13 protein-coding genes are annotated in these 12,534 nt (G+C 65.2%); 5 read left to right on the top strand and 8 right to left on the bottom strand.

The features are described 5' to 3' along the window. The first annotated feature begins 37 nt into the window (after positions 1 to 37). The 4 genes from AB4068_RS02820 (at position 38) to AB4068_RS02805 (ending at position 3,429) form a co-directional block, all read left to right on the top strand. Positions 38 to 487, top strand: a complete 450-nt coding sequence (locus tag AB4068_RS02820) for an FAS1-like dehydratase domain-containing protein (protein WP_306958999.1) — start codon at positions 38 to 40, stop codon at positions 485 to 487. 2 nt (positions 488 to 489) lie between these two features. Next, entirely contained in the window at positions 490 to 927 is a 438-nt protein-coding gene (locus AB4068_RS02815; RefSeq protein ID WP_306958998.1) for a MaoC family dehydratase, read from the top strand. Then, positions 924 to 2,246, top strand: a complete 1,323-nt coding sequence (locus AB4068_RS02810; protein ID WP_441432595.1) for an MFS transporter — start codon at positions 924 to 926, stop codon at positions 2,244 to 2,246. Before AB4068_RS02815 ends, AB4068_RS02810 begins: the two co-directional genes overlap by 4 nt. Before the next feature lie 115 nt (positions 2,247 to 2,361). Then, positions 2,362 to 3,429 (top strand): UDP-N-acetylmuramate dehydrogenase, encoded by a 1,068-nt coding sequence (locus AB4068_RS02805; protein WP_441432594.1) that lies wholly within the window; start codon positions 2,362 to 2,364, stop codon positions 3,427 to 3,429. Between the two features lie 20 nt (positions 3,430 to 3,449). Here AB4068_RS02805 and AB4068_RS02800 read toward each other — a convergent pair whose 3' ends face one another. Then, the gene (locus AB4068_RS02800; protein WP_306958995.1) at positions 3,450 to 3,920 is read right to left on the bottom strand and encodes a hypothetical protein; all 471 of its coding nucleotides are present in this window, start codon (positions 3,918 to 3,920) and stop codon (positions 3,450 to 3,452) included. A gap of 109 nt (positions 3,921 to 4,029) precedes the next feature. Between AB4068_RS02800 and AB4068_RS02795 the strand changes: the two genes are divergently transcribed. Continuing rightward, positions 4,030 to 5,148, top strand: a complete 1,119-nt coding sequence (locus AB4068_RS02795; protein WP_441432593.1) for a winged helix DNA-binding domain-containing protein — start codon at positions 4,030 to 4,032, stop codon at positions 5,146 to 5,148. Between the two features lie 83 nt (positions 5,149 to 5,231). Here the strand turns inward: AB4068_RS02795 and asd are convergent, their stop codons facing one another. The 7 genes from asd to mshD form a co-directional block, all read right to left on the bottom strand. Beyond that, positions 5,232 to 6,374 (bottom strand): aspartate-semialdehyde dehydrogenase, encoded by a 1,143-nt coding sequence (asd, locus tag AB4068_RS02790; RefSeq protein ID WP_441432592.1) that lies wholly within the window; start codon positions 6,372 to 6,374, stop codon positions 5,232 to 5,234. Positions 6,375 to 6,482: 108 nt separating this feature from the next. After that, complete coding sequence (locus tag AB4068_RS02785) at positions 6,483 to 6,707, bottom strand: NF038396 family protein (protein WP_236812320.1); 225 nt, start codon at positions 6,705 to 6,707, stop codon at positions 6,483 to 6,485. A 2-nt stretch (positions 6,708 to 6,709) separates the two neighbouring features. Further along, complete coding sequence (locus tag AB4068_RS02780; protein WP_441432591.1) at positions 6,710 to 7,297, bottom strand: dihydrofolate reductase; 588 nt, start codon at positions 7,295 to 7,297, stop codon at positions 6,710 to 6,712. Next, positions 7,294 to 8,097, bottom strand: a complete 804-nt coding sequence (locus AB4068_RS02775) for a thymidylate synthase (protein ID WP_059387337.1) — start codon at positions 8,095 to 8,097, stop codon at positions 7,294 to 7,296. Before AB4068_RS02775 ends, AB4068_RS02780 begins: the two co-directional genes overlap by 4 nt. An 18-nt stretch (positions 8,098 to 8,115) precedes the next feature. Then, positions 8,116 to 9,084, bottom strand: a complete 969-nt coding sequence (locus tag AB4068_RS02770) for an NUDIX hydrolase (RefSeq protein ID WP_059387338.1) — start codon at positions 9,082 to 9,084, stop codon at positions 8,116 to 8,118. An 11-nt stretch (positions 9,085 to 9,095) separates the two neighbouring features. Continuing rightward, on the bottom strand, positions 9,096 to 11,345 hold the full coding sequence (locus AB4068_RS02765) for an RNA degradosome polyphosphate kinase (RefSeq protein WP_441432590.1): 2,250 nt from the start codon (positions 11,343 to 11,345) through the stop codon (positions 9,096 to 9,098). Between the two features lie 103 nt (positions 11,346 to 11,448). Then, positions 11,449 to 12,420, bottom strand: coding sequence for a mycothiol synthase (gene mshD, locus AB4068_RS02760; protein ID WP_441432589.1), 972 nt, complete (start codon positions 12,418 to 12,420; stop codon positions 11,449 to 11,451). Positions 12,421 to 12,534 lie beyond the last annotated feature (114 nt).

The raw sequence follows: 12,534 nt of genomic DNA, 5'->3' as shown, positions 1-12,534 counted from the left end.
CTCTACGTACCGGCTCCCGGGCCGATAGGGTTGGACTATGACTATTAACCCGGACTTGCAGGGCCGCAGCTACCCTGCCGCAGAGGTGTACGACGTCGGCCGCGAAAAGATCCGGGAGTTCGCCCGGGCCGTGAAGGCCACCCATCCCGCCCACTTCGACGTCGAAGCCGCCAAGGCCCTGGGCCACAGCGACCTCGTGGCCCCGCCGACCTTCGCAATCATCGTCGCCCAGCGGGCCGATGCCCAGCTGATCGAGGACCCCGATTCCGGGATTGACTTCAGCCGCGTGGTTCACGCCGACCAGCGCTTCACCCACCACCGCCCGATCGTTGCCGGAGATCAGTTGCGGGCCGAACTGCACGTCGACGGCGTCCGCGCCATGGGCGGCGGGGCCATGATCACGACTCGTTCGGAAATCACGACGGTGGACGGCGAAAGGGTCGCCACCACCACCTCGTCCATCCTGGTCCGCGGAGAGGGACAGTAACCATGAGCATGAAACTTGAAGAACTTACGGTCGGGCAGGAAATCGGCACCCGCAGCATCGAGGTCACGCGCCAGGACCTGGTCAAGTACGCCGGCGCATCCGGCGACTTCAACCCGATCCACTGGAACGAATCCTTCGCCACCGGCGTTGAGCTTCCCGGAGTCATCGCGCACGGCATGTTCACCATGGGCTCCGCCGTGCAATTGGTGAGCGACTGGGCCGGCGACCCCGCCGCCGTCGTCGACTACCAGACGCGCTTCACCAAACCGGTGCTGGTCGCCGACACCACCGGTACCAGTGAGCCCGGTGCCGTGATCGAGGTCGCCGGAGTGGTGGGAGCGCTCGACGCCGAAGCCGGCACCGCGCGCATCGACCTGACCGTCACCTTCGCCGGCCAGAAGGTCCTCATGAAGTCCCAGGCCGTTGTGAAGCTCGCTTGAGCCGGCTGCAACAATCTGCACCTCGCGCCACCGCGGCGGAATTGTCGCGGTGGCGCACTGCTGTGGTGACCGCGTACGGCGCCAGTGGCCTGGCCTTCTCGTCGTGGGTGTCCCGTTTGCCGGCGATCCGCGATGGCCTGAACCTGACGCCCGGCACGGTAGGCCTCCTGCTGATGTGCATGACGGTGGCATCGTTCCTCTCCGTGTCCGCATCTGGGGTGATCGTGATCCGGCTCGGATCACGGTTGACCACGCGGATCGGCGGCGCCATGGTGGGCCTCGGCCTGGCGGTCGCCGGTTTTGGCACGTCTGTGCTGGCCAACCCGGTGGCCGTGGCGCTTGGACTCATGGTGATCGGCCTCGGAACGGCAAGCTGGAACACGGCATCGAATGTTGAAGGGGCGTCACTGGAACGCGCCCTTGAACGGCACATCATGCCCCGCCTCCACGGATCCTTCAGCCTCGGCACCGTTGCGGGCGCCGGGCTCGGCGCGTGGGCCGCTGCCGCGGGACTGCCGGTCTTCTGGCATCTGGCTGCGGCCGGCCTGGTGGTGGCCGTCTCCGTGGTGACAGCTGCTTCCTGGTTCCGCGCGGACATCACCCGCCATTCCACTGCACGAGGGACCCCAAAAGCCTTCAAGCCCGACAAGCCGGACACCTTCGAAGATCCCTCAACCGGCCCCTTGCCCGTCATCCAACCAGGCCAGCAGGGACCGGCCGAACCTTTGGACAGCAAGCGCATGGTGGCCCGGGCATGGCGCGAACGCCGGACCCTGCTGCTTGGATTGCTCGTCCTGGGGCTCGCCCTGGCTGAGGGCGCCGCGGGGGACTGGGTGGCCTTGGCGTTGGCCGATGGCCACGGGCAATCCGACGCTGCCGGCGCCATCGGCTATGGAATCTTCGTGACGTTTATGACCGTAGGCCGCTTTGCCGGAACCGTAGTCCTGGACCGCTTCGGCAGGGTGCCCGTGATGCGTTGGTGCTCGGCCACTGCCGTGGTGGGGTTGGCGCTCTTCGTCTTCGCCCCAGTGCCGTGGCTCGCCTTCGCGGCCCTGGCCATCTGGGGACTCGGTGCCTCTTTGGGGTTCCCGGTGGGCATGTCCGCCGCCGCGGACGATCCGGCGCACGCAGCTGCCCGGGTATCGGTCGTCTCGACGATCGGCTACGGGGCCTTCCTTTGCGGTCCGCCGCTCTTGGGCTTGCTGGCGGAGCACTTCGGCATCCTGCATTCCTTGCTCGCCGTCCTGGTGCTGCTTGTCGCGAGCTTCTTCCTGGCGCCCATCTCGCGGAAACGCGCGCCTGAGCCGGCACCTCCCTGAGCCGGCACGCCCACGGGCCGGCCCGCCTTACGGAAGCCCGTCCCTGAGTCGGCCAGCCTTGCGGAAGCCCGTCCCTGAGTCGGCCAGCGCAGGCAATCCCCGCTAGGCTTGTTCGGTGACCCAGACGATGCTTTCCGAACTGACCACGGCCGCCGTTGGCGGCCCTGCCGGCACCTTTGTGGAGGCCCGCACCGAAGGGGAAATCATCGATGCCGTCCGTTCGGCGGACGCCGCGGGCGAGAAATTGCTCATCATCGGCGGGGGATCCAACCTTCTGATCTCGGACACCGGATACCCCGGCACTGTGCTCAAGATCGCGTCGCAAGGCTTCACCGTGAACTCGGAGGATAGTTGCGGGGGCGTTTCCGTGGTGGTCCAAGCGGGGCACAACTGGGACACCCTCGTGGAGCACTCGGTGCTGCATGCGTGGTCCGGACTGGAAGCCCTCTCTGGCATCCCCGGAGCCACCGGCGCCACTCCTGTGCAGAATGTGGGCGCCTACGGTGCTGACGTGTCCCAGACCATCGCAGCGGTCCGTACCTGGGACCGGGAACGCAACGCCGTGCAAACCTTCACCAACTCCGAGCTCAAGTTCGGCTACCGGGACTCCATCCTCAAACAGACCACCACCGAGGGCTCACCCCGTTACGTGGTGCTGACGGTTGAATTCCAGCTGCCGCTCGGACGCATGAGCGCGCCTATCCGCTACGCGGAGCTGGCCCGGTCCCTCGGAGTCGAGGCCGGGAAGCGCGCGTATTCCAACGACGTCCGGCGTGAAGTCCTGCGGCTGCGTGCCTCCAAGGGGATGGTCCTGGACGCTTCGGACAGGGACACGTATTCCACGGGTTCCTTCTTCACCAATCCGATTGTCCCGGCCGCAGCGGCCGCATCGCTGCCCGAGGGAGCGCCGCAGTACCCGGCTGGAAACGATGGCCTCGTCAAGCTGTCGGCGGCCTGGCTGATCGACCAGGCCGGCTTCGGAAAGGGCTTCGGACTCGATCCATCCAGCGTGTCCGGAGGCCGCGCCTCGCTGTCCACCAAACACACCCTGGCCATCACCAACAGGGGAGGAGCCAGCGCGGAGGACATGGTGGCGATCGCGCGCGAGGTGCGCCGCGGCGTCGTCGAGCGCTTCGGCATTGAACTGCACCCGGAACCGCTACTGATCGGCCTCGCCCTGTAGGAACCCGCGAGGAACGCTCTTTAGCGCTTTCCGCTCGGGAGGACCTTGTTGAGCAACAGGAACGTCAGTCCGCAGCTGGCGGCCCCCAAGAGGAAGATCTGGCTGAACGCTATGCTCTGCGGCGACGGACCGCCGGGCGAAATCCAGCCGGCTGCCGCGAAGCCTGCCACGCCCAGGAGCATGACGACGGCGGCGAGCAGGAAGCTGCGCACTTGATCGTTGGCGCTTGCCTGGAACCCTGATTCGGGGTCGTCAACGTGCCGATCGGACGATGGCTGGCACGCGGCAGCAAGGCCTAGGAGGAGGGCTGCCGCGCCGGTGGCGGCAAGTCCCACTTCCTGGACAGCCTGCATCGACGGGGACAGTCGAACCCCCGCACCAACCGCTATTGCCAGGCCGCAGACAAGCCCGACGGCGGCGGCGCACCAACCAGCGGCTGCCAACCGCCGGCTGAGCGGCCGCAGCAGCGGACCTAACTCACCGAACAGCATTCCCCTAGCGTAGGAGGGCCCGCTGGTAGGCCCCTGTGAGCGGCATGGGAGTTCCTCGGGCGTCCTAATGAGGACCGAAGCTGTCCGCTAAGCGTCCTATGATGGGGCCATGTCAGCTTCGGCGAAGATCCGGGTCACTCCCAAAGTCATGGGCAGGCTGCGCCTCGCTAGCCAGGGATTGCTTGGGGGATTCAGCAGCCCGGAGGAATGCGTCTCCACGATGGGTGCCATGCAGGCCCAGGACCTTGCCTCGGCGTTTTGGGCAGTGGGCCAGCGCGTCCCCGGTTCCGGCCTCTCGAAAGTGCTGGAAGCATTGGAGAACGGCACCGTGGTCCGGTCCTGGCCCATGAGGGGCACGCTGCACCTGGTTCCGCCGCAGGACTTGCGTTGGATCCTGGGCATCACCACGGAGCGGTCCATGCGTTCGGTTGCCGCACGGCACCGGGAACTCGGCATCGAAAAGGCAGACATCGCCGCCTGCCGGGACCTTGCCCTTGAACGCGTCGCTGGCAGCCCGGGCGCCACGCGCGAGGAACTTTTCAAGATCTTCGAATCCGCGGGCCAAGTGACCGCGGCCCAACGGGGGATCCATTTGCTCTGGATCCTGTGCCAGAACGCGTGGCTGGTCCAAGGACCTCCGGCGGGGACGGCGGGCAAAGCCCTTGGACAGCAACTGTTCGTGGCTTTCGACGAGTGGATTCCGGAATCCAAGATCTTGGGGCGGGAAGAAGGGATTGCCGAATTTCTGCTCAGGTATCTGCGCAGTCACGGACCGGCCACGCTCCAAGACTTCGCGTGGTGGACCCAGATCCCCAAATCCGAGGTCCGGGCAGCCCACGAGGCTATTCGCAGCCAACTCGTTGAGCTCGTCTTTGGTGCAACGTCCTATTGGCTGTCGCCAGAGACGGCCGCATTGCTCGACGACGGCGTTCCCGGCTCGCGGACCATCCTCGCGTTGCCGGGGTTCGATGAATTCCTGCTTGGGTATACGGACCGCAGCCTTGTCCTACCGCCGGAGCATTTCCAGAAGGTCGTTCCGGGCGGCAACGGGGTCTTCAAACGCATGATTGTGTCCGGCGGCGAAGTGGTGGGCACCTGGTCCCGCAGCGGCACTGGCCGGACCGCCGTCGTCGTTCCCGAACCGTTCGCCCCGGAAGGCCTGACACCAGCGGCCAAACGGTCCTTCGAGCTCCAGGCCGCCAAGTACCTGCGGTTCATGGAGCGTTGAGGCACCCAACTTACTCGCAGTTGATGTCGTTATGAGCGTTCAAAACGACATCAACTGCGAGTTAGTTGGTGAAAGCAGGACTGCTAGAGGGTGCCGGTGGCGATCTTCAGCATGCGGCGCAGCGGCTCGGCAGCGCCCCAGAGGAGCTGGTCGCCCACGGTGAAGGCGCTGATGTATTCGGGGCCCATCTCGAGCTTGCGGATGCGGCCGACCGGGATCTCCAAAGTGCCGGAGGCAGCAACCGGGGTGAGGTCCGCCATGGAGGCTTCCTTGGTGTTGGGCACAACCTTGGCCCACTCGTTGTCAGCGTCCAGGAGCTTCTCGATTTCGGCGACGGACAAGTCCTCGCGCAGCTTGAGCGTCAGGGCCTGGGAGTGGGAGCGCATGGCACCGATACGGACGCAGAGCCCGTCCATGACAACGTGGTCCTTGCCCGGTTTTCCGTTGCCGGTGCCGAGGATCTTGTTGGTTTCCACCCCGGCCTTCCATTCTTCCTTTGACTGGCCGTTGCCGAGGTCGGCGTCGATCCACGGGATCAGGGAGCCGGCCAGCGGCACGCCGAACTGGGTGGCGTCGACGCCGGAGCGCTGCGTCGCCAGGACCTTGCGGTCGATTTCCAGGATCGCGGAAGCAGGATCGTCCAGTTCGCTGCTGACTTCGTTGTTGAGGGTGCCGAACTGGTTCAGCAGTTCGCGCATGTGGCGGGCACCGCCGCCCGACGCCGCCTGGTAGGTCATGGAGGTACCCCACTCGACCAGGTTGTTCTTGAAGAGGCCGCCGAGCCCCATGAGCATGCACGAGACGGTGCAGTTCCCGCCGATGTAGTCCTTCACGCCGCCGGACAGTCCGGCGGCGATGACGTCCCGGTTGATGGGGTCCAGCACGATGATGGAGTCATCGTTCATGCGCAGCGTGGACGCGGCATCGATCCAAAGCCCGTCCCAGCCGCGGCTGCGAAGCTCGCCGTGGACCTGCTTCGTGTAGTCGCCGCCCTGGGCAGTGACAATAATCGGCAGCTTGGCAAGAGTCTCAATGTCGAACGCGTTCTCGAGCTTGCCTGCGCCGTCGGCGAATGACGGCGCGGCACCTCCCGCGTTCGAGGTGGAGAAAAATACCGGGTTGATGTTGGCGAAGTCGCCCTCTTCCTGCATGCGCTGCATCAGGACGGAGCCGACCATGCCACGCCAACCGACCAGTCCAACGGACGGATTAGCTGCTGTAGTCATTGAACCAGTCTAGACTTTCGCGGCTCCCGGCCGCTGTCGGTTACGTCACGACCCAACTGACTCGCAGTTGTTGTCGTTTTGGGCGCTCAAAACGACAACAAATGCGAGTTACTTGGGTGAGGAGTCGGGCTCTTCCAGCAGGGCCGCCTTGCGGGCGCGCAGGGCGTAGAACGCGCCAAAAGCGAAGACCTGGGTCACCACCACCAGGACGATGATCCCCAGGATCTTGTTGCCGCCCAGGATCATGGTGAGCCCGACGATCGCGGACAGGAGCGCGAAGAGCGGCAACAACATGTAGCCGAGCACGAACAGGGTCTCAGGTTTCTTCAGCATTCTCAGTCTTCCGTCCGGCGCCACGTGACGATCCGGTAGTTGGTGCCGTTCTTGGAGGTCAGCCAACCATCAGCCGGCTCTGTCGACTCAAGGTTCCAGGCCTCGCCGAACTCCGGCGCGAACGTGTCGCCGTCGGTGTCGGAATCGATGACCGTGACGACGGCGACATTCGCGATGTCCATGGACTGCCGGTAAATCTCGCCCCCGCCAATGATCCAGACGTTCTGGCCGCCAGGTGCGAACTGGGACTCGAGGAGCGCTGCGTCAAGCGAGGAGACGACGACGGCGCCACGTGCGTCGGGCGTGTCCGCCCAGCCGTGCTGCCGGGTCACCACGATGTTGGTGCGGCCGGGCAGGGGACGGTACTTTGCGGGGAAAGACTCCCAGGTCTTCCGGCCCATGATGACGGGATGCCCGGTTGTCAGCCGGCTGAAGTGCTGCAAATCTTCGGGAACGTGCCAAGGCATGGTCCCGCCTTTGCCGATCACTCCACTGCCGGTCTGTGCCCACACGAGGCCGATTCCGTTGAGCGTTTCCGCGGCCTCCCCGGGGGAAGGCGACTCCGCGGCGGGAGTTTCCTGGGCGTTCATACCGCCACGGGCGCCTTGATCGCGGGGTGGTGCCGGTAGCCGACTACTTCGAAATCCTCGAAGGTGTAGTCGAAGATCGAGTCCGGCTTGCGGGCGAAGCGCAATTGCGGGTACTCGTAAGGCTCCCGGGAGAGCTGTTCGGTGACTTGCTCCACATGGTTGTCGTAAACGTGGACGTCCCCGCCGGTCCAGACGAAATCGCCGGGCTCGAGGCCCAGCTGCTGGGCCACCATGCAGGTCAGCAACGCGTAGGAGGCGATGTTGAAAGGAACGCCCAGGAACATGTCGGCGGAACGCTGGTACAACTGGCAGGACAGCTTGCCGTCGGCAACGTAGAACTGGAAGAACGCGTGGCACGGCGGCAACGCCATGTCCTTGATCTCGGACACGTTCCAGGCCGAAACGATGTGCCGGCGCGAATCCGGGTTGGCGGCCAGGCCCTTCATGAGCTCTGCGATCTGGTCAATGTGCCCGCCGTCGGGAGTCGGCCAGCTGCGCCACTGCACGCCGTACACCGGGCCGAGTTCGCCATCAGCGTCTGCCCACTCATCCCAGATGGTGACGCCCTGCTCTTGGAGCCACTTCACGTTCGACTCGCCGCGGAGGAACCACAAGAGTTCCAGCGCGAGGGATTTGAAGTGGACCCGCTTGGTGGTGATGAGCGGGAAACCCTGGCTTAAATCGAAACGCAGCTGGCGGCCGAAAACGCTCCGAGTGCCGGTGCCCGTGCGGTCCGACTTGTGCGTTCCGTTGGCCATGACGTCGCGCAGGAGGTCTTCATATGGGGTTGGGATGCTCACGCACCCAGCTTACTGGAGTCAGTCATCGAAGGGCTTGATCTGTTCCACGGCAACTACGCGCTGGCCGTTTCCGCGGGCCACATGGCACACGATCATCTCGCCAGGCGCCAGGTACGGATCCTGGGCCGGCAGCATCTCGTGAAGCTCGGGGCCCATCCGCTCGCCGAGCGTCTTCAGGACGGTGGGGAGTGCCGGCCTGTGGGTGCAGAGCGCAACCCCGCGTTGCTTGTCGAATAAGCCCTCGACGATCGCGGCTGTCTTCTTCGGGCTCCGCTGGTGATGGTGTTCCGTCAGGGCCTCCACAAGTTTCACCTTGGCTCCGGCTGACTTGGCGTAAGGCGCGATGGTGGACACACACCTGGCCCAGGGACTGCTCACGATCCGCAGCGGCTTCCACACGCCCAGAAGCCGTTCGACTGCCAGTGCCTGGCGCAGGCCCGTCACGGCCAGCGGCCGGCTGCCCTCTGCCTTGGTCCAGGAGGATCGCGGCTTGGCCTTGGCATGGCGCACCAGAATCAGGGGCCATGTTTCCAGCTCACCATTGAGGTGGGCCTTCGCCAACGCCTGGAGGGGGCCCACATCCGTCGGGTTGCTCAGGAAACGTGCCGCCTTGTCCGGCGCGGCCCACATGTAGGCATCCACTTCTTGGCCGTCCGGCTTGATGATGGACCCGTTGACTTGCGTCGCCCAGTAGTGCACCACCTTCAGCCCGGCCGCCACATGGTAGTGCGTCGGAGGAAGCGGAATACCGAGGGCAGCCTTGAGGCCGATCTCTTCCCTGATCTCGCGGACGGCGCACTCCGGGATGGTTTCCCCGGCGTCGAGCTTGCCCTTGGGCCAGGACCAGTCGTCGTACTTGGGCCGATGGATCAGCAGGACCTCAAGGGTGCCCTTGGTGACGCGCCAAGGAATGGCGCCGGCCGCCGTGACGGCGATCGGCTCCCCCGGATGGTCCGTCTGGTCCGCAATAGGTGTATCGCTCTTCAACTTTTCGCTGCCTACCGCCGGGCAACTGCACGTTGGCGGGACCGGGAGGCAAGCAGCCAGGACTGGATGTCCAGAAGCGGCGAGCCGTCCTCGGCCTGGTGGAACCTGGTCCAGTGGCCTTCGTTGTCGAGGTGCCAGCTGGCAGTGCCGGGGTCCATGTAACGGCGCAGCAGATCCATGACCTCGGCTGTATCTTCGCGGCTGGAGAGTTGCACCAGCGCCTCGACCCGGCGGTCGAGGTTGCGGTGCATCATGTCCGCGGAGCCGATGTAGACCACGGGATCGTTGGCATTGGCGAAAGCAAACACGCGCGAGTGCTCCAGGAAGCGGCCCAGGATGGAGCGGACCGTGATGTTCTCGCTGAGTCCAGGAACTCCCGGACGCAGCGAGCAGATGCCGCGGACAATGACGTCAACCTTTACGCCGGCCTGCGATGCGCGGTAGAGGGCATCGATGGTGGCCTCGTCAACCATGGAGTTGACCTTGATCTGGACCTTGGCGGCAATTCCCGCCCGGGCGTTGCGGATCTCGGTCTCGATCCTGTCGATCAATCCGGACCGCACTGAGCGCGGCGCCACGAGGAGCCGCTTGAAGGTCGACTTCGGAGCATACCCGGAGAGCTGGTTGAAGAGCTTGGACAAGTCCTCGCCCACCTGCTCATTGGAGGTCAACAGGCCAAGGTCCTCGTAGTAGCGGGCCGTCCGCGGGTGGTAGTTGCCCGTGCCGATGTGGCAATACCTGCGGAGGCCATCCACTTCCTGGCGGACAACAAGGGACAACTTGCAGTGCGTCTTGAGTCCCACGATGCCGTACACCACGTGCACGCCGGCCTGCTCCAGTTTGCGGGCCCAGGAGATGTTGGCCTGCTCGTCGAAGCGGGCCTTGATCTCCACGAGGGCCAGGACCTGCTTGCCGGCCTCGGCAGCGTCGATCAGTGCGTCCACGATGGGGGAATCGCCGGAAGTGCGGTACAGGGTCTGCTTGATGGCCTGGACCTTGGGGTCGGCGGCCGCCTGCTCCAGGAAGGCCTGGACCGACGTCGAGAACGAGTCGTACGGGTGGTGCAGCAGGATGTCGCGGCGGCGCATCGCCGCGAAGACGTTGGCGGCCTTGGATGTCTCGGATTCGTTCAAGTACCGCGAGGTGTGGGGCACGTGCTTCGGGTAGTGGAGGTCGGCGCGGTCAATTCCGCCGATGACCGACAGGCCCCGGAGGTCCAGGGGAGCCGGAACGGAGTAGACCTCGGATTCCTCGACGCCGAGTTCCCGCACCAGGAGCGCGCGGATGTTCGGGTTGATGTCCGTGGTGACCTCAAGCCGGACGGGCGGGCCGAAGCGGCGGCGCAGCAGTTCTTTTTCAAGCGCCTGCAAGAGGTTCTCGGCGTCGTCCTCTTCGACTTCCACGTCCTCGTTGCGGGTGACGCGGAAGGTGTGGTGCTCCATGACTTCCATTCCGGGGAACAGCTTGTCCAGATGCACCGCGATGACCTCTTCGAGCGCGATGAAGCGTGCCACCCGGCCCGGGACCGCGCCGGCACGCGGTCCGTCGATCGAGACGAGGCGCGGGAGCTGGTCCGGGACCTTGACGCGGGCAAACAGTTCCTTGTCGCTGACAGGATTGCGGACAATCACGGCCAGGTTGAGGGATAGCCCGGAGATATAGGGGAAGGGGTGGGCGGGATCGACGGCGAGGGGGGTGAGGATCGGGAAGACCTTCTCGCCGAACATGATGCTCAAGCGGTGCTGGGCCTCGTCGTCGAGTTCGTCCCAGCGCATGAGGTGGATGTGCTCATAGGCCAGAGCGGGGCGGATCTGCTCGGCGAATACGCGCGCGTGGCGTTCCTGCAGCTTCCGGGCGGCATCGCCGATCTGCTCCAGGACTTCGATGGGGCTCAGTCCGGCGGGGGAGGGCACCGCGAGTCCAGTGGCGATGCGGCGCTTCAAGCCGGCAACCCGCACCATGAAGAATTCATCCAGGTTCGAGGCGAAGATGGAGAGGAAATTGACCCGCTCCAGGAGGAAGAGGTCGGGATCCTCCGCGAGCTCAAGAACGCGGGAGTTGAAGGCGAGCCAGCTTAGCTCGCGGTCCAGGAAGCGGTCCGGGCTGATGTCGCCTTCGGGCTCCAGGGAGGGCGCAAATTCAGGAATGTCGATCCGGTCCTGGGTTGCCCGCGCAGCCGGGACTTCGGAAGACCCGAAGCGGGGAGGCAAGGTTGCGCCCTTGACCTCGGTTTTGGTGGTTCCGACCGGGTCCGGGTTCATCGGGCTCTCCTTCGTTCAGCGCGGGGTTTGATTCAACCCTACAAGGATTCCACGTACCGGAATCCTAGATGTCCTAGCCTTTCAGATACGCCTTGGTTCCGGGTTACTTCCCGGTTAACGGCGCATACATGACATCGACGTCCCAACGAACGAAGCCCAGTTTCTGGTAAAGGGCGACGGCCGCCGTATTGTCGGCGTCCACGTACAACATGACCGAGTGCAGTTCGTGGCTCTGGAGATACCTGATGCCAGCGACAGTGAGCGCTTTGCCAAGCCCCAGGCCTTGGGCCGCGGGTGTCACACCCACGACGTAGACCTCCCCGATGGCCGGATGGGGTCCTTGCCGGGGGTGCACCTTGGTCCAATGGAATCCGAGCAGTTCCCCGGCCGGGTTCACGGCGAGCAGGAAACCTGCGGGATCGAACCAATCCTCAGCCATTCGGGCGTCCAGGTCGGCCCTGGTCAGGGAGCCCTGCTCGGGATGGTGGGCAAATGCCGCCCTGTTGGCGGCCAGCCAGGCGGACTCATCCTGACCCGGCACGAAGGCGCGCAGGGAGACTCCCTCAGGCAGGCCGGCGTCGGGCAGTTCCGCGGTGGAGGACATAAGGCGCATCTTCCACAGTTCGCGCGCCGGACCGTAGCCGTAGCGGGCCGCAAGCTCCGCGGCGGCCTCGTGATTCCCGTGGGACCACGCGTTCAGCCCCTCGAGCCCGCGGCTGTCCCGGAGCGAGTCGAGCAACCGGCCCGCGGCACCCTGGTTGCGGTAGCTCGGGTGCACTGCCATTTCCAGGACTCCCGTCCCGCCGTCCGCTTCAACCACGACGGCGATTCCCGCCAGGTCCTGGCCGCTTGCGGGATCGGACTGCTCGTCCGGGGCGTACAGGGCCAGGGCGAGCACAGAGTGGTCGCCGGCATCGGCCCCGCGCAGCATGACCAGGGTCTGTTCTGACAGCGGGGGATTGCCGTCCGACTCCTCGGCGGCTGCGGCGAGCGCCTTGATGTCTTTCAACAACTCGTTGTCCGAGGCGCCTTTGACGACAAGGACGGGCCAGTTCTCCGGGTGCGCAGGGCTCATGCTGCAAGGCTATACGTCTCGGGCCGGTTTGGCGGGATGGATTTTGCGGGCACTGTGTTGGCCGTGTAAGGTCTATATCTCGTCCGGCTTCGCGAAGCAGGATACGAGGGGGAT

It is taken from the genome of Arthrobacter sp. 2RAF22 (assembly GCF_052115325.1).
GTDB lineage: Bacteria > Actinomycetota > Actinomycetes > Actinomycetales > Micrococcaceae > Arthrobacter.
The sequence above is the reverse complement of the archived record's forward strand: the minus strand, read 5'-3'. Positions and strand labels throughout refer to the sequence as shown.